Source organism: Oricola cellulosilytica (assembly GCF_019966575.1).
Classification (GTDB): Bacteria; Pseudomonadota; Alphaproteobacteria; order Rhizobiales; family Rhizobiaceae; genus Oricola; species Oricola cellulosilytica.
In genome coordinates this window covers 23,806-41,436 of sequence record NZ_JAINFK010000001.1, presented here as the reverse complement: position 1 = coordinate 41,436, position 17,631 = coordinate 23,806, and the positions used below count along the sequence as shown (strand labels likewise).

Here is a 17,631-nt window from a genome sequence, read left to right as displayed (position 1 = left end):
CGCAAAACCGGACTCCAGGCTGGATAGGTCCGGATTCAATACTTCAGCCGGTTCAGATCGCGCTGAAGCTGTGTCTTACCCTGCCGGCGTGGCGTGAGCGCGGAGTTGAAGCCTAGACGGTTTCGGAATTCCGAGGTGACGTCGCGCGCCTCGTAAAGGTTTCGCACAACTCGTGGACGAATGAAAATAATTAGTTCCGTTCGAATGATCGAATCCGTCTTGTTCTTGAACAGATTACCCACGATTGGGATGTCGCCGACGATGGGCACCTGTCCGCGCTCGAGGCTGTTCTGTTCCTGGATAAGCCCGCCGAGTGCGAGACTCTCGCCATCATTTACGAGCACCTTTGTCGATATTTTACGCTGCTGGATCGTTGGCGAGTCGATACCAGATGTCGTGGTCCGCACCACATTGCTGACTTCCTGCTCAATATCCAGCAGCACCCGGCCGCTCGCGTTTACGCGCGGAAGAACGGAGAGGATGATGCCGGTGTCTTTCAGCGTGACCGAATTGATCACCGGTGCATCCGCCGCCCCGACGGACGTCGCCTGCTGCGTCACAATCGGCACCTGGTCTCCGACTTGAAGCAGCGCCTTCTGATTGTTCAACGCGAGGATGTTAGGCGACGAGACGATGTTGACGTCTGTAAGGCTCGCGAGTGCGTTGAGCGTAATCTGAACATTGTCGGTAACGAACGCGAAGGAAGACCCGGGGAAGGCCGGGCCCGCGAAACCGTTCGCCACGTCCGATAGATTGAGGGAAAAGTTACCGCTTTCGACCGCCCAGCGCAGGCCGAACTTCAGCTCGTCGTTCAGGCGGACCTCGGCAATGACCGCCTCCAGGAGCACCTGGATAGGTGCCACATCGAGTTGTCGGAGAATTTGCTCGATGCGCTCATATTCACGCGCGGTGGTGGAAATCAGCAGCGCATTGTTTTCGACATCCGCAACGATCGACGGAACACCCTCGGCGCTTGGAGAGCCGTCATCCTCCGATCCGGTAAATGCCGTGACGCCTTCGTCGCCATCGATGGATACGGCGACCAGATCCGGGGCGACAGCGGCGCCCACAGACTGCGTCTCGCCACTGGAACGCCCGGCTAGCACCGACTGCAGAACTTCCGCCAACTCTGGTGCCGGGCGGTTCTGGATATTGTAGACGAACAATTGCTCGTCGTTCGTGCTGGCAAGCCGGTCAAGTTTGTCTATCCATGTTGCGGCACGCCGTAGATAGCTGGCGCGCGACGTGATTACGAGAACGGAATTAAGGCGGTCGTTGGCGACGAAGCGGATAACGCCCGATCCGTCCTCTACCCCGAAGATCGTTTCCAGTTCCTTGGCGACGGCGTCCGGTCTTGCGGCGCGGAGCGGATGAAGCGCGACCGACTGGCCATGCATCCAGTCGACATCGAACACGCCGATCGCATCCCGCATGGCCTGCAGGTCCGGGGCAGTGCCGGCAAGTACGAGATGGTTCCGTCTTGTGTCGGCTCTCAAGATGGCGCCGCTGCGCGAAATCGGCTCCAGGATGGTTTGCATCTCTTCGGCGCCGATATTCGTCAACTCGATGACTTGAACCATGATCCCGGGACCGTTCGGTGAGACCGACGGAACGCTGACGGCTGGTGTCGATGCAAGCGCTTCATTGGAGGGAACAATCTGGAAGCCGCTACCGCGGCGCACTACAGACGCGCCGTTGACGGCGAGTGCGGTTTCGAACAACTCCACGAGTGTTTCCCGCTCAACCGGCGCGCTCGTCTGCAGTGAGATCGTGCCGGTGACGCGATTATCGATCGTGTAATTCACCCCCAGAGTGTCACCGAGAACCGTCTTGGCGGCCGCGGCGATGGGGGCTTCCACAAGGTTTAGCGTATAGCCATCCTCGCCGTCGCGCGTTTGGCCGGATTCCACATATGGCGCGCGCGACGAAACAAAACTTCCCGATCCCTCCTGGTACACGCCCTGAAAGTCGCGTCGGGCATGCCCACTCCCAGCAAGAACGCGCGAGCGAGAGTCGCCGCTCGCGCGCCTCGGAGCGCCGCTGTTCTCGAGGCCGCGCAAACTGTCAGAAAACAGATCATCCACGGTCATGCGTGAGGTCGTCGTACACGACGCAAGCAGAAAGATACTGGCAAAAAATGCTATTACCTTCCCGGTCTGGTGCGCTAATCTCGGCAATAAATCACTCGCAAACAATCCATGAGCGAAAACCCGCGGCCAATCCGGGCGTTCTCATCAAGCCGCATTTGCGCCACTTACCTAAGGCAGTAGAATTATTCGCTCGAGGACATTCGGCGGCAATGGTCGCCACCACTTGTACCCAGAAAGATAGCTGGAAATGAAAATCTCGCGTCATTTTCAACAGTCTTTGGTCGCGGCGGACAATAAGAATGTCCCGATTTGGTGCCAAAGCGCCATTGGAAGGCCGCACTGCTAAGTATTAGCTGACAACTGGCATGTGATTCGGATGTAGGGAAACGGGCCGGAGCAACTGCCCCGGCCGAGAGTTATTGTTGGATGCCGGCAACTGCCTACTGGCGAGCGACTTCCTGGAACACGCCTTCCCTGACCACCGAGATGATGATGTCATCGGAACCCTGGTGCTTGCCGGGACCGTATTCGACTTCGTTACCGGCAACCGCATCTCTGTATTTCAGCGATTCGAGGCCTTGCTGGAACGACGCGGCATTCAGGTCCTGTCCGGCCGCCTCGAGCCCCTTGACCAGCGCTTGCGCCGCCGAGTTGCCGAGGATCGCTGCCATGCCCGGTTCTTCGCCGTCATACTTGGCCTTGTAGGCGTCATACCAGGCCTTGACCTCCGGATCGTCCATACGCGGCTTGTAGTCGGCCCAGCCTGCGGCCGCGTAGTAGCCTTCCGTGATGCCACCTGGCTGCGCCGCGATCGCTTCGTGGAACGCCGCCGAACTTCCGAGAAAAGTCACGTCCGTCCAGCCGATCTTCTTGGCGGTGGCGACGGCGACAATGGTCTGGCGCACGCCCAGTGCCGTGGCAACGATGTCGCAGCCGGCATCCTTGAGCTTGGTAAGCGCGCCGACGAACTCGCCCTCGTCTGGCTTGTGTGTCGTCTCGGCTGCCCATGTTTTACCGAGTTCTTCCGCCTTGGTCTTGGCGCCCGACTGGATTTCCTTGCCGAAATCCGACGGGATGTACATGGCGCACACTTCCTCGGCGCCCTTCTCCTTAACAAGATGATCGATGCCGGCGAGCATCTGGTCGTAATAGGAAGACGTGCCGGCGTATTTATAAGTCGTGTCGCCGGACAGCATCTCTTTGGAAGAGGTGAGGGGCGAGAGGTTGGCGACCTGCTTGGCCTCCATCAATGGAAATCCGGCCAGATTCATCGGAGTGCCGAGATTGAGGATCATCGCAAAGGCCTGATCGGAGTTGATCAACTTGTTGAAGTTCGCCATCGCTTTGGGCATCTGGTACTGGTGATCCTCCACCACGAAGCGGATTTTGCGCCCGTGGATGCCCCCCGAATCATTGGCCTCGTCGAACACCATTTGCGCAGCCTTGATCGCCTGCACGTTGAACGGCGCAAAGATCCCCGAAAGATCGCCGTTCGAGCCGATCACCACTTCAGTATCCGTGACGCCCTGTTCGGCGACCGCGGCGCCTGCCAGCGCCAGCGAGCACACCCCTCCGAAAAGCGATTTCGTGATTGTCCATTTCATCTCGTTCTCCTCCCTGAGTTTGAAATAGATTTCTTGTGTCAGTCGTACATCTGCTCGATCAAAGCATGGTGTTTCCTTTCCACGAAGCCGCGCTTCAGCTTCATCGTTGCCGTCAGCTCTTCGTCTTCTGCCGTCAGCAACACGTCGATCAGGCGGAAATCCTTGATCTGTTCGACGCGCGCGAAGTCCCGGTTCGTCTCCTCCATTACGTCCCGGATCAGCATCTGGACCTCGGTGGTGGCACACAGTGACCGGAAATCGCTGAACGGAACCCGGTGCTCCTGGGCATATTTCTCTACGTTCTCCTGATCGATCATGATCAGGCAGGTCAGGTATTTGCGTTTGTCGCCGATCACGACGGCATCAGAGATGTAAGGCGAAAACTTAAGGCGATTTTCGATCTCGGCAGGTGTGATGTTCTTGCCGCCCGCCGTGATGATGATGTCCTTGAGGCGTCCGGTGATCCTGACGAAACCGTCGGGGGTCATTTCGCCGACGTCGCCGGTGCGAAGCCAGCCATCCTCGGTAAATGTCTCGGCGGTTTTGTCAGGCTTTCGCCAGTATCCCTGGAAGACATTGCCGGCCCTGTACTGAATCTCGCCGTCATCGGCAATACGTACCTCCGCGCCTTTTACGGGCCGACCCACGGTGCCGACCGAATTCGCATCGGTCGTGTTGGTAGATATCAGGCTGGTCGTTTCGGTCATGCCGTATCCCTCGTACAGCGGAATTCCCACCGCCCTGAACCAGCGCAGCAGATCGGGTGAGATCGGCGCCGCTCCGGAAGAACAGCGCCGCACGCGATCCATTCCCAACATTCTGCGCATGTTGGAGAGGACGGCGAAATTCCAGAAGCGATAGGCGATCGCGATGCCGACGGGAACCGGTTGACCCGCAAGCTCATGGCGCACCTTCCGCAGGCCGGTGTCGACGGCCCGGCGGAAGGCCCAGCGCTGCAGGCCGGTGGCCTCGTTCACCAGGATCGTCACTCGCGAATAGAGCTTTTCCCAGAGGCGCGGAACGGCGATGAACGTGTGCGGCGAGACCTCCTGAACGTTGTCGAACACCGTCTCCGGGCTCTCGGCGAAGTTGATCGTGTTTCGCGACGCGATCGGCAGGAAGCCCGAGAACACCCGTTCGAACACGTGGCAGAGCGGCAGAAAGCAGACTTGCTCATCGGTCTCAAGGCTCGGCGTATTATGCATGGCCGCGCATAGTGAGAAGAAGATATTGGAGTGACTGATCATCGCGCCTTTCGGCGCGCCGGTGGTTCCGGAAGTGTAGATCAGGATCGCGGTGTCGTCCGGCGCGGCCTTTGCGATCTCCTCTTCAAACTGTTCCGGATTGCCCTTCAAATGAGCCCGCCCGTGCGCGTAAAGCTCGTCCAGAAACATGACCCGTTCGTGACTGAAATCAAACAGGCCGTCCGGATCGATCACGATCGCTTTTTCCAGATGGGCCATCCGGTCCTGGACCTCGAGAAACTTGTCGAGTTGCTCATCGTTCTCAACGATCAGAAAGCGGCTGGCTGAATCGTTGATCAGATATTCGAGCTGTGCAGGCGAGTCCGTCGTGTAGATGCCGCAGCTGATGCCGCCCACACATTGGATTGCGATATCGCAGTAGACCCACTCCTTGTTGTCTTCGGAAAGAATCGAAACGACGTCACCCCGCTTCAGTCCCAGCGAGATCAGCCCGAGCCCGATCAGACGCACATGCTCCCAGAAATCGGCCCACGAAAAAGACAACCAGATGCCGAGGTCCTTTTCGCGGTGGGCTGTCCTCTGGCCCAGCGCTTTGCAGCGCGACTCGAACAGTTGCGGAAGGGTGACGTGACCGTCGATCAGGTAAGGTCTTTCGGTCAGGTCAGCATTCATCAAAATGCCGTTGACCGATTCCTGCTTCGGAAGCGCCCGATGAACGTTCAAAGTCTTGCCTCCATCTTACCGCCAGGTCTTCTTTTGTTTCCAGCGCTTCTGCCCGCGCTGGCTGTCGGTCTGCACTCCGAGATAGAATTCCTGAACGTCCTTTGACCGTTTCAGGGTCTCGGCCGTTCCGTCGATAACGATACGGCCAAGGTCCATGACGTAGCCGTAATCAGCCACGTCGAGCGCCGCCTTTGCGTTCTGCTCGACCAATAGCATCGTAACGCCTTGTTCTCGGTTGAGCCTGCGTATGATCGTCAGGATCTCCCTTACAAGAAGCGGCGAAAGGCCGAGGCTCGGTTCGTCGAGCAGCATGAGTTTCGGCCGCGACATCAATCCGCGGGCGATCGCCAGCATCTGCTGCTGGCCGCCGGACAGCGTCCCGGCCTGCTGGTGCCGCCGGTCTTTCAGAATCGGAAAATAGGAAAACACCATGTCGAGGTCTTCCTGAACCGCCTTCGCGCCATCGCTTCGCGTGAAGGCGCCCATCGCCAAATTGTCTTCGAGGCTCAATAGCGGAAACACTTCACGGCCCTCGGGAATATGGACGATACCAGCCCGAACGACGCGCTCCGGAGCCATTCCGGTGATGTTCGTCCCCCGATAGATTATCTTCCCCTTCTGCGGATCCATGACGCCGGAGATCGTTTTCATCAGAGTCGATTTGCCCGCGCCGTTTGCTCCCAGAACTGTGACCACCCTGCCTTCGGGAACGACCAATGAGACGCCCCGGATCGCCATGATGGGTCCGTAGAAGCTCTCGAGATTGTCGATGCGCAGTACGAAGTCGGGATCCTTGATATGCGCTTCCATCGAGGCCGTCGTCATTCCGCTGCCTCCCTGTCCGCCGTATCGCCGGCGCCGAGATAAGCCTCGAGAACGGCCGGGTGGGATTGTACCTCGTCCGGCGTTCCAAGCGCCAGCTTGTGGCCGTCTGCCATGGCCAGCACCCGATCCGAGACTGAAGAAACCAGATGCATGTCGTGTTCGACCATCAGCACCGTGATGCCCATCTGTTTCTTGATGTCCTCAATCCAATAGGCCATGTCGCGCGTTTCCTCCACCGACAGGCCGGAGGCGGGTTCGTCGAGCAGCAACAGGCGGGGTTTTGTCGCGAGCGCGCGGCCGAGCTCGACAACCTTGCGGACGCCATAGGGCAAGCCGGCGATGCGTTTTTCCCGGTAGGGCTGCAGGTCTAGGAAGTCGATTACCTCCTCGACGGCGTGTCGGTGCTGCCGTTCCTGGTCACGCACGAAAGGCGTGAACGCAATCTCGGTTAGAAGATTGGACTTGCGGAAGCGATGCCGCCCGATGAGCAGGTTTTCGAGGACCGTGGCCTGGTCGAAGAGTTCGATGTTCTGAAACGTCCGCGCCACACCTAGGCCGGCGAGATCGTGAGAGGGATGCTGAACCAGATCATCGCCGGCCAACCGGATCTTGCCCTCCACCGGATCATAAAAACGGGAGATAAGGTTGAATGCTGTGGACTTGCCTGCGCCGTTTGGCCCGACGATCGCGAAAACCTCGCCATTTTCAACAGTGAAGCTGAGCCGATCGACGGCGACAAGTCCACCGAAACTCAATGTAACGTTATCGAACTCGAGAAGCGGGCTCATCGCATCCGCTCCGTTTTAAGATAGCTCTTCTGGCGTCTGAACATGTTCTTCCGGTAGAACGGAAAGAGCTCGAAATACGTCCTGATCTTCAGCCATCGTCCGTAGATCCCCATTGGCTCAAACAGGATGAAGGCAATCAGGATCATCGCGAAGACGGCCGTCTCGAGGCCCGATATGGCAACTGACCCGCCGCCGGTCATGCCGCTGACCCAGTCACGCAGGAACGACAGGGCCTGCGGAAGAAATACCACCACCATTGCGCCGAAAAAGGCGCCGTGGATGGTGCCAAGTCCGCCGATCACGATCATCAGCAGCATTTGAATGGAGATGATGACCGTGAAATTTTCGTGGGTGATGACGCCGGAATAATGGCCCATGAGGGCACCGGCCAAGCCTGTGATCCCCGTCGAAAGTCCGAACGCGAGCGCTTTTGTGCGCGGTACGTTCACGCCCATTGCTTGGGCGGAAATTTCCGAGTCGCGCACCGCCGCGAATGCACGTCCGAGCGGCGACCGGAGCAGGTTGCGGTAAAAATAGACGACCAGCAGCGTGACCGCGAGCGTCAGCCAATAGAACGCATCTGGATTGATATAGCGGTTGATGGCGTAGCCGAAGATAGTAATGTCGGCGGCGAACATCCCGCCCACGCCGCCCGTCAGCGGCTCGGCGATAACAATGAAATCCTCGACCAGAATCGAGACGGCGAGCGTCGCGATCGCAAGATAGATGCCGTGAAGCCGGGTTGTGGGGATGGCCAGCAGGACACCGGCCGCGCCTGCAATCAGTCCCGCTAACGGGAAGCTGACAAGAAAGGGCAGTCCTGCCCGCTGCTGCAGGATGACGTTGGCATAGGCGCCGATCGCAAGAAATGCGGCGTGGCCAAGCGATGCCTGTCCGGTCTGGCCGACGAGGATCATCAGCCCCATCCCGGCGATCGCCCAGATCAGCATGTTCGTCATCTCGCCGATCAGGAAGCTGCCGAGAAGCAGCGGCAGCGCCAACACCCCTGTGAGGAGCAGAACGTACCAGGTCGCCTGCGCACGATGCCGAAACATGCCGATGTCATGATCGTAGGAGGTCTTGAAAACGACGCGCATCAGACCTTTTTCCTGTGAACTTGGGCCAGGATGCCGTGTGGCCGGAACACGAGCACGAGGAATAAAAGCAGATACGGCGCGATCTGGCTGTAGCCGGCCGCTACATAGCGGCTGGCGAACGGCTCGATCACCCCGACGATGATACCGCCGAGCAGCGCGCCGGGCAGGCTTCCCATGCCGCCGATCACGGCAGCAGCGAACGCCTTGATGCCGAGCAGGCCGGCAGAGGGATCGATAGAGCCCTTCGATGCGTAGAGCACGCCGGCGATCGTGGCGGTCACTCCTGCAAGGCCCCAGATGAGCGACTGAACGCGCCGGACCGGGATGCCCATATAGTATGCCGCCAGCTGGTTCTGCGACGATGCCTGCATCGCGACGCCCAGTTTCGTGCGGTTGAAAAACAAGAAAAGCACGACGGTCAGAGCCACTGTGGCGATGACCACGACCGCCTCATCGACGCCGAGCACTACGCCGCCGAAGCGCAGGTCCTGCCCCGCATAGGGCGTCTCGAGCGATTGCGGTTCGTGACCGAAGATCGTGCCCGCCGCGAAGCGCATCACGAAGCCGAGGGCAATGGTCAGGATTACCACCGCAATCTGCGCCTCGCCGAACATGCGGCGGATAACAATCAGATCGAGCAGATACCCGAACACACCCATCAGCGCGATGGCTAGGGGGACCGCGATCCAGAACGGCAAATCCATGTAACCTGTATTGGTGAGCCCGAGCGTGATGAACGCTCCCAGCATCATCATGTCGCCCTGCGCGAAGTTTATCGCCTCGGTAGCCTTGTAGATCAGCACGAATCCGAGCGCGATCAGCCCGTAGATGCACCCGTTCGCAAGGCCGCTCACAAGGAGCTGCAGAATGTCCAAAGCGTTTCTCCTCCCACGCCTCCGAACCCGTTATGTATCTGCCGCATCCTTACAAGCGGCCGGCGGAACGGATACCGCCGCAGTCTCCTCACGGAACAATGAACACCTTGCCATTTGGAACCGCAAGCGCGCCAGGCAACCCTTCCATTGCTTCCTCGAGCGATAGCCGCGCCGAGATGTCGGTTGACCAGTTGCCCGTCAGAAATTGCTTCTGAACCTCCATGACGGCTGCGATGCGTCCTTCCTCTCCCGCCTCGCGCATCCAGCGCACGAGCCAGAAGCCCTCGATGCGTTTGCCGAGGAAGATCATATGGCCGGGTTCCTTGATGACCGGCAGGCTCTCATCGAGCCGCCCGTAAATGATCCAACGCGCTCCGCCACCCATTGCGTGGAATATCGTCGCGGCAAGATCACCGGTGACCGCGTCGAGGAAAATCCGTGGCTTTTCCTCGCGCAGGATTTCCGCCATCCGAGCATGAAAATCCGCTGCCTTTTCGTTGAGTGCGTGCACAGCGCCAAGCGCTTTCAGCGGCTCAATCTGTTCGTCGCGGCGAACCGTGACGATTGGGCGATATCCCTCCTGTGCCGCCAGCCCGATGATCAGTTTGCAAAGCTGGCTCGCTCCAGCGGTCATGACGAAGGATTTCTGGCCCTCGTCTTTGACGATCCCGAACATGGCGATCGCGGTCATCGGGTTGACGATCAGCGCCGCACCGTCCTCGTCCCGGATACCTTCCATCAGCGGAATGCAGACCGATGCGTCGGTGATCGCGTATTCCGCCCAAGTGCCTGAACCCGTGCCGGTGAACGCCACGCGCTTACCGACCAGCCCTTCGCCTGCGGCCTTGCCCCCAACCACTTCGCCAACGCCCTCGAACCCAGCGGGGACGCCTTCGCGCCTTGGCTGCCCGTACATCCCCTTGATGAACATTACGTCAGAGGGGTTGACCGAGGCCGCAGCAACCTTGACGACCACTTGGTCGTCGCCCGGCTCGGGTACGGCGATCTCCTCAAGCGCGACGTAGGGCGCCATCGTTTCGAGCTTGAAAGGCTCCGGCTTGTCGGTGAAGCCGCTATGCAACTGCACCAGCGCCTTCATCCTGCTCGGCAACTCACTCATTGGTCTGCCCTCCTTGGGCAATCAGTACGTGTTTTCCCGAGGCGCCGCGTGACAGGATCTGCTTCAATGCGTCTCCCGCTGAGGAAAGCGGATGCTCGCCGCCGATCAACGGCTCGATTTTGCCCGCTGCATACCAATCGAATAGTTCGCGCACATTGGCTGCATATGCTTCCGGCTCTCTCCGGATGAACTCGCCCCAAAAAACGCCAACGACGCTGTAGTTCTTCACGAGTGTCAGATTGACCGGAAGCTTCGGAATGTCGCCCGAGGCAAAGCCGATCACCAGCAGACGGCCATTCCAGGCCATCCGGCGCGCCAAAGCGCTGAATGCCTCGCCGCCGACCGTATCGAAGGCGACATCGACGCCCTTGCCACCGGTACGCGCCTTTAGCTCCTCTGACAGATTGTCGTAGCCGATCGCCTCGTCCGCACCGGCCTTGGTCGCGGACTTGCGTTTTTCCGGGGTCGAGGCGACTGCGATCACGCGCGCGCCCATCGCCTTGCCGATCTGCACTGCGGCAAATCCGGTCAGACCGCTCGCTCCGAGCACGCACAGTGTTTCGCCCTCCGCCAGCACAGCGCGCTGTTTCAGCGCGTAATGCGCCGTGCCGTAACCCGTCAGCAGCGCGGTCGCATGCGAAGCCGGCATGCTGTCCGGTAAAGGCATCGCTTGCCGTTCGTCGATCAGGACTTTCTCGGCATATCCGCCCAGCATCGAAATCGCGGCGACCCGGTCGCCCGGCTTGAACCGTTTGGCATCGGGGCTCGCGGAAACGACCCTTCCGACAACCTCCATCCCGGGAACGAAAGGCAACGGAGGTTTCATTTGGTAGAGGCCCTGCACCAGCAGACCGTCCGGATAGTTGATGCCGATCGCCTCCTGCTCGACGACGATGCCGCGACCGACCGCCTTCGGGTCCGGCACCTCGCAGTACTCGAGGCGGTCGAGCGGTCCGAATTCCCTGGCGACGATTGCTCTCAAGTTCAGACCTTTTCCTGCGTGTAACGGCGCAGCTCGTTGCGGGCGACTTGCCGCCGGTGCACCGCGTCGGGACCGTCGGCCAGGCGCAGGGTTCTGAGATGAGTCCACATGCGCGCAAGCGGCGTGTCCTGGCTCACCCCCTGGCCGCCATGCATCTGCACCGCCTCGTCCGTGATCTTCAACGCGACCTGTGGCGCCACCACCTTTATCTGGCTGATCCATGGCGCGGCCGCGCGCGCATCCCCCTGATCCATCATCCATGCCGCCTTGAGACAGAGCAGCCGCGCCATTTCGATCTCCATCCGCGCTTCGGCGATGATGTCGAAATTCGCGCCAAGCTGCGCCAGCGGCCTGCCGAACGCTTCACGCCTTACCGACCGCCGGCACATAAGTTCCAGCGCACGCTCGGCCTGTCCGATGGCGCGCATGCAGTGGTGAATGCGTCCGGGGCCGAGACGTCCCTGCGCGATCTCGAAGCCGCGTCCCTCGCCAAGCAGCAGGTTGCCTGCCGGTACACGCACATCCTCGAACTTGAGATGCATGTGTCCGTGTGGCGCGTCGTCGTCGCCATAGACCTGCATCGGCCGGATCCTGCTGATGCCAGGCGTTTCCGCGGGAACGAGGATCATCGAATGACGCTGATGCCTGGGTGTCTCGTCATCACCGGTGCGAACCATGACAATGTAGATTGCGCAGCGCGGGTCACCGGCGCCCGATGCCCACCATTTCTCGCCATTTATGATGTATTGATCACCGTCGCGGATGCACGACATCTCCACATTTGTCGCGTCGGAGGATGCGACGTCCGGTTCGGTCATGAGATAGGCTGACCTGATGTCGCCTTCGAGAAGCGGATTTAGCCATCGGGCCTTGTGTTCTTCTGTCCCGTAGCGCTCCAGAACCTCCATGTTACCGGTATCCGGAGCGGAACAGTTGAAGATCTCGGCTGCCAAATGGCTCTTGCCCATCTCTTCGGCGAGGTAGGCATATTCGACGGTCGTCAGGCCGTAGCCGCGTTCGGAATCGGTAAGCCAGAAATTCCAGAGGCCCTTTTCTCTAGCCTTTGCTTTCAGGTCTTCGAGAATTTCGGATTGCCGGGAGGTGTGCGACCAACGATCTCCGACCGCGACCTCTGCCAGAAACTCGTCGTCGAGCGGCAGAATATCCTCTGCGATCATTGTTTTGACCTGATCGAGAAGTGGCTTCAACCGCTCGGTGATTCCGAGATCCATCGAGGTCATGCGGCCATCGCCTTTCTTTCCCCGAGGCCGGCCATGGCAAAATCCACGGTCTGGGCGACCAGCCTTTCGCGGTCGGCTTCGGTTTCATCCTCCCGGGGCGAATACCAGATTACCGGCGAGTTCAACGTCATCAGGAAGAGTTGCAGGGCGACGGACGGGTTGGGATAATCCAGCATGCCGTCCCGCCTCGCCGCCTCCATCACAGGTCTGAACACTTCGCCATAAGTATTGCGTGCGCGTGCCAGCGCGTCGAGCGCCTCACGCTGCCCCGGTGTTGTCGCGCCGCGCAAATGCATCTCGACTCCCTCCCACACCACCCGCTGGAACGCCTTGGTCGAAAGGATCGTCCGGGTATGAGCGGAGGCAAGCCGGCGGAGCTTTTCGACCGGCGCGTAATCCCGTTCAAGAATTGGCTCGACAGCTTCGCTCAGCATTGCCATGCCGGATCGGAACACCGCGGCGAACAGATCTGCCTTCGATCTGAAATGATGATAAACCCGACCCTTGGTCGCGCCCACCCCGCGCGCGACTTCGTCTATGGATGTGGCGTCGTAACCCCGCTCCTCAAAACACCGGGCGGCCACCGACAGGATATCCGCCGGCGGATGATCGATTACGGTCGCTATCTCGGTCTGCGGCACTGCTTCTCCCGCAAATTCCTCCCGGTGACCGTCTTGACCCGACGGCTTTACGGCCAGTCGCCAATGGAACATACTACTGAGTATGATGTCAACGAGCAGCGCGGTTTCGAAGGTGCCGCAGCACGGGAAGGGGAGGGACAATGAGTTTTGCGGAAGAACTGTTTTCCGTTGCGGGAAAGCGTGCGCTTGTGACGGGCGGGGCGACGGGAATCGGCCGCATGGCGGCAGACGCCCTCGTGCGAGGCGGCGCATCCGTTCTGATTGCCTCCCGCAAGGGCGATGACTGCGCCCGCGTAGCCGGGGAACTCAATGCCTTGGACGCGCCAGGCAAGGCGGAGGGCTTAGCCGGAGACGTCTCATCCGAAAAGGGTGTCGCGGTATTGGCCAATGCGGTGAGGGAACGCGGCGATGCGCTCCATATCCTGATCAACAATGCCGGGCTCACTTGGGGTGAGCCGTTCGAGACGTTTCCCTACAAGGCATGGGCGCGAATCTTCGACGTCAACGTGACCGGCTTGTTCCAGCTGACGCGGGAATTGACTCCCCTTCTTGAAAAAGCGGCGAGTGATGACGATCCGTCCCGTGTCATCAATCTGGGGTCTGTGATGGGCACGCAGCCGCTTGCCGAGGGCGCTTATTCCTACACGGCTTCCAAGGCGGCGGTGCATCATCTGACGCGCACCTTGGCAATCGAGTTCGCGCGCCGGCGCATCACCGTCAATGCCTTCGCCCCCGGCCCCTTTCAGAGCAAGATGACTGCTTTTGCGACCGGCTCCGACGAAAAGGCCGCTAAGGTCGGAAAACGTGTCCCGCTGGGCCGCATCGGAGCGCCGTCCGACATTGCTGGCGCGACGCTGTTCCTTTGTTCCAGGGCTGGAGCCTATGTTACCGGCGCGATCCTGCCGATCGACGGAGGTCAATCCGTCCAGCATGGTGTGGCTCTTTTCTCGGAGTAATCCGCATGAATGTTGCGCGAACCGATCTCGACGAGGCAGCGCTCGGTCGATATCTCGAAGCGAACCTGGACGGTTTTCACGGCCTGAAATCCGTGACGAAGTTCAAATCCGGACAATCGAATCCGACCTACCGCCTCGATGCCGAAAGCGGCGTCTATGTGCTGCGGGCAAAGCCTGCGGGCAAGTTGTTGAAATCGGCCCACATGGTCGATCGCGAGTTCCGTGTCATGCAGGCGCTTGCCGGCACGTCCGTGCCGGTGCCGCGTATGCTTCATCTGAGCGCGGAGGGTGCTGACAGTCCGATCGGACGCATGTTCTTTGTGATGCAGTATCTGGAAGGCCGGATTTTTTGGGACCCGGCACTTCCTGAGGCCCGAGATGCCGAGGAGCGAGCCGCTATCTACGACCAGATGAACCTGGTTCTTGCCGCCTTGCATGAGGTCGATATCGAAATCGCGGGATTGACGGACTTTGGCAAGCCGGGAAACTACTTCGAGCGGCAGTTGTCGCGCTGGACCAAACAGTACCGCGCATCCGAGACGGCATCGATTGCCGATATGGAGACCGTGATCGGTTGGCTGGAAGAACACCTTCCGCCGGACGATGGCCAGGTGTCGCTCGTGCATGGCGACTATCGCCTGGACAACATGATCTTCGCCGCCGGTGAACCCAGGGTGATGGCGGTTCTTGATTGGGAACTGTCGACACTCGGTCATCCCTATGCCGATCTTGCCTACCAATGCATGCAGTGGCGCCTGCCGCACAAGGGCGATTTTCGCGGCCTCGGCGGTGTCGACCGGGAGTCGCTTGGAATTCCCGGCGAAGAAAATTATGTGCGCCGCTATTGCGAGCGGCGCGGTATCGCCCGGATCGACAACTGGAAGTTCTATCTTGCGTTTTCGTTTTTTCGCATCGCTGCCATTCTTCAGGGTGTCTACAAGCGGTCGCTCGACGGCAACGCCTCCAATCCTCAAAAGGCAAAACTGTACGGAATGGCGGTTCCCGTCATTGCAGGCATTGCGGTGAACACCCTTTCGGAGGACGCCCGCTTATGACCGCGTTCCAAGGCCTGACGGCGATCGTCACCGGCGCGTCGCGCGGCTTCGGCTTGCGGACGGCTCTGAGGTTGTATGAAGCAGGCGCGAACCTCGTTCTCTCCGACCTTATGGATGATCCCGGTAATATATTTTCGGAATTCAGACAGGATCGGTGGACATACCTTCCCGGCGACATCTCTGACGAGGATACCAGCCAGGATCTTGTTGCGCTTGCTCTAGAGACGTTTGGCCGGCTGGATATTGCTGTCAACAATGCCGGAATTGCGCAATCGAACGTTGCTCTGCCGTTCGTTTCCTCCGAGGAAGCGCGGCGCATCATCGATGTCGATTTGATGGGTGTCTTTTTCGCGCTAAAGCATCAGATTCCGGCGATGGTGAAGCGACATAAGAAGGACGGTTCGACCGGTTGTATCGTCAATATCGCGTCGGTTGCCGGGGTCAGCGGAGCGCCGACCCTTTCCGTTTATGCCGCAGCCAAGCATGGCGTCGTGGGGCTGACGCGCAGCGCCGCAGCTGAATGCGCCCGGCTTGGGGTCCGCGTCAACGCCGTCTGTCCATCGTTCGCGAAGACCGACATGGTTCTGGGTGCAATCGACGCAGCGCCGTCCGGTCGCGAGGCTGCTGTGGCCGAGCTCGTGCGCGGCGTGCCGATGCGGCGGCTCGCAGAAATTGATGAAGTGGTCGAAGCAGTAATTTTCGCTGCGAACCCGGCGAACAGTTTCATGACGGGCCAGGCGATTGCTATCGATGGTGGCATTACAGCGCTGTAAATCGAAAGTCCGTGTCGACTTTTTGCTTTCGCACCTTTTCGTTTTCGCGCATTTTGTATAGAGATCGTGTGAAAGCGCGCAGTCTCACGCGAAGGCGTTGCGGCGGAATATGACGGGAGTTCAAGGTGCCTGACACTTCAACCTGCGATGTTTTCGTCATCGGAGGCGGGATCAATGGCTGCGGTATCGCCCGCGACGCTGCCGGGCGCGGCTACTCCGTTTATCTTGCCGAGATGAATGATCTGGCTTCGGGAACTTCGTCGTGGTCGACCAAGCTGATCCACGGCGGCTTGCGCTACCTCGAGCACTACGAATTCCGTCTGGTGCGCGAAGCGTTGATGGAGCGAGAAGTTCTCTGGAACATGGCGCCACACATCATCTGGCCGCTTCGCTTTGTTCTGCCGTACCACAAGGGCATGCGACCCGCGTGGCTTTTGCGTCTCGGGCTGTTTCTCTACGACCACATCGGGGGCCGGAAGGAACTTCCGCCCACCAAGGTCCTCGACCTGAAGGAGGATGAGGCCGGCAGGCCGTTGAAGCCGGAATTTCAGAAGGCATTCGAATATTCCGACTGTTGGGTCAACGACGCTCGGCTTGTTGTGTTGAACGCGCGAGACGCGGCCGATCGCGGCGCGACCATTCGCACGCGCGCGAAGGTGGTCGCTGCCGAACGGGCAGCCGATGATTGGAAGGTCACCGTGGAGGACACGGTGAGTGGCGCCCGCGATATCGTCATGGCGAAACTCATGGTCAATGCGGCGGGTCCGTGGGTCGACGAAATTCTCGCGAATGCTGTCGGCAAGAACGATGCGCACAATGTGCGGCTGGTGCAGGGTAGCCACATCGTCATCAAGCGCAAGTTTGATCATGACCGCGCCTATTTCTTTCAGAACGCGGACGGACGAATATTCTTCGCGATCCCGTACGAGACCGATTTCACCTTGGTCGGAACGACCGACCAGGATTACCACGGCGAACCGGGAGACGTTTCCATCTCGGATCAGGAGATCGACTATCTCTGCGAGGGCGCGAGTTCCTATTTCCGCGAGCCGGTAGGGCGCGGCGATATCGTCTGGACATATTCCGGCATCCGGCCGCTCTACGATGATGGTGCTTCGAAAGCTCAGGAGGCGACCCGGGATTATGTCCTGAAGGAAGACAGCGGAAACGATAGGGCGCCGCTGATCAATATCTTCGGTGGAAAGATCACGACTTATCGGCGGCTTGGCGAGTCGATGCTTGAAAAGATCGCGGCGTTGATCGGCGAACGCGGTAAGTCTTGGACGTCGGGTGCCGTACTGCCGGGCGGGGATTTTCCGGCGACGGAGTTTCGGGCGCACGTGGCGGCCTTAAAGCGCGATTACCCATTCTTGAACGACAGGGACGCAACCCGCTATTCGCGGGTGTATGGCACACGAGCGCGTGACATCCTGGGTGCCTCACGGTCAAGCGAGCAGCTCGGGCGTGACTTTGGCAGCGGACTTAAGGAGGCTGAAGTGCGCTATCTTATCGAGCAGGAATGGGCGCTCGCAGCCGATGATATATTATGGCGGCGGACGAAGCTTGGCCTCAAGCTGAACGAAGGGCAGGTGACCGCGTTGGAGGCGTTCATGAAGGAACTTCTCGGTGATCGATACGCGCAACCGACCTGATCCT

The 17,631-nt window shown here is 59.7% G+C and carries 15 protein-coding genes; 4 read left to right on the top strand and 11 right to left on the bottom strand.

From position 1 onward, the window contains the following. Positions 1–35: 35 nt before the first annotated feature. The 11 genes from gspD to LC298_RS00135 all read right to left on the bottom strand — a co-directional run bounded on the left by gspD (position 36) and on the right by LC298_RS00135 (position 13,191). Positions 36–2,090: a type II secretion system secretin GspD gene (gene gspD / locus LC298_RS00185; RefSeq protein ID WP_131565733.1), complete on the bottom strand. Its 2,055-nt coding sequence runs from the start codon at positions 2,088–2,090 to the stop codon at positions 36–38. A gap of 440 nt (positions 2,091–2,530) precedes the next feature. Then, positions 2,531–3,694: an ABC transporter substrate-binding protein gene (locus LC298_RS00180; protein WP_131565735.1), complete on the bottom strand. Its 1,164-nt coding sequence runs from the start codon at positions 3,692–3,694 to the stop codon at positions 2,531–2,533. A gap of 38 nt (positions 3,695–3,732) precedes the next feature. Next, positions 3,733–5,622: an AMP-dependent synthetase/ligase gene (locus LC298_RS00175; RefSeq protein ID WP_223385472.1), complete on the bottom strand. Its 1,890-nt coding sequence runs from the start codon at positions 5,620–5,622 to the stop codon at positions 3,733–3,735. Between the two features lie 15 nt (positions 5,623–5,637). Further along, positions 5,638–6,447 carry an ABC transporter ATP-binding protein gene (locus LC298_RS00170; RefSeq protein ID WP_428977524.1) on the bottom strand — a complete coding sequence of 270 codons (810 nt, stop codon included), beginning with the start codon at positions 6,445–6,447 and terminating at the stop codon, positions 5,638–5,640. After that, entirely contained in the window at positions 6,444–7,235 is a 792-nt protein-coding gene (locus tag LC298_RS00165) for an ABC transporter ATP-binding protein (protein ID WP_131565737.1), read from the bottom strand. The genes LC298_RS00170 and LC298_RS00165 overlap by 4 nt, the downstream gene beginning before the upstream one ends. After that, on the bottom strand, positions 7,232–8,332 hold the full coding sequence (locus LC298_RS00160; RefSeq protein WP_131565739.1) for a branched-chain amino acid ABC transporter permease: 1,101 nt from the start codon (positions 8,330–8,332) through the stop codon (positions 7,232–7,234). Before LC298_RS00160 ends, LC298_RS00165 begins: the two co-directional genes overlap by 4 nt. Then, positions 8,332–9,207, bottom strand: coding sequence for a branched-chain amino acid ABC transporter permease (locus LC298_RS00155; protein ID WP_131565741.1), 876 nt, complete (start codon positions 9,205–9,207; stop codon positions 8,332–8,334). Before LC298_RS00155 ends, LC298_RS00160 begins: the two co-directional genes overlap by 1 nt. 88 nt (positions 9,208–9,295) lie before the next feature. After that, positions 9,296–10,327 (bottom strand): alcohol dehydrogenase catalytic domain-containing protein, encoded by a 1,032-nt coding sequence (locus LC298_RS00150; protein ID WP_199223182.1) that lies wholly within the window; start codon positions 10,325–10,327, stop codon positions 9,296–9,298. Next, positions 10,320–11,309 carry an NADPH:quinone oxidoreductase family protein gene (locus tag LC298_RS00145; RefSeq protein WP_131565743.1) on the bottom strand — a complete coding sequence of 330 codons (990 nt, stop codon included), beginning with the start codon at positions 11,307–11,309 and terminating at the stop codon, positions 10,320–10,322. Before LC298_RS00145 ends, LC298_RS00150 begins: the two co-directional genes overlap by 8 nt. A 2-nt stretch (positions 11,310–11,311) precedes the next feature. Beyond that, positions 11,312–12,550: an acyl-CoA dehydrogenase family protein gene (locus LC298_RS00140; protein WP_131565745.1), complete on the bottom strand. Its 1,239-nt coding sequence runs from the start codon at positions 12,548–12,550 to the stop codon at positions 11,312–11,314. Next, positions 12,547–13,191, bottom strand: coding sequence for a TetR/AcrR family transcriptional regulator (locus LC298_RS00135; protein WP_158284692.1), 645 nt, complete (start codon positions 13,189–13,191; stop codon positions 12,547–12,549). The genes LC298_RS00140 and LC298_RS00135 overlap by 4 nt, the downstream gene beginning before the upstream one ends. Positions 13,192–13,331: 140 nt before the next feature. Between LC298_RS00135 and LC298_RS00130 the strand changes: the two genes are divergently transcribed. The 4 genes from LC298_RS00130 (at position 13,332) to glpD (ending at position 17,627) form a co-directional block, all read left to right on the top strand. Continuing rightward, positions 13,332–14,147, top strand: coding sequence for an SDR family oxidoreductase (locus LC298_RS00130; RefSeq protein WP_131565749.1), 816 nt, complete (start codon positions 13,332–13,334; stop codon positions 14,145–14,147). Between the two features lie 5 nt (positions 14,148–14,152). Further along, complete coding sequence (locus LC298_RS00125; protein ID WP_131565751.1) at positions 14,153–15,202, top strand: phosphotransferase family protein; 1,050 nt, start codon at positions 14,153–14,155, stop codon at positions 15,200–15,202. Then, complete coding sequence (locus LC298_RS00120; protein WP_131565752.1) at positions 15,199–15,975, top strand: SDR family NAD(P)-dependent oxidoreductase; 777 nt, start codon at positions 15,199–15,201, stop codon at positions 15,973–15,975. Before LC298_RS00125 ends, LC298_RS00120 begins: the two co-directional genes overlap by 4 nt. A 125-nt stretch (positions 15,976–16,100) precedes the next feature. Further along, positions 16,101–17,627: a glycerol-3-phosphate dehydrogenase gene (glpD, locus tag LC298_RS00115; protein WP_131565754.1), complete on the top strand. Its 1,527-nt coding sequence runs from the start codon at positions 16,101–16,103 to the stop codon at positions 17,625–17,627. The last annotated feature ends 4 nt before the right edge of the window (positions 17,628–17,631 follow it).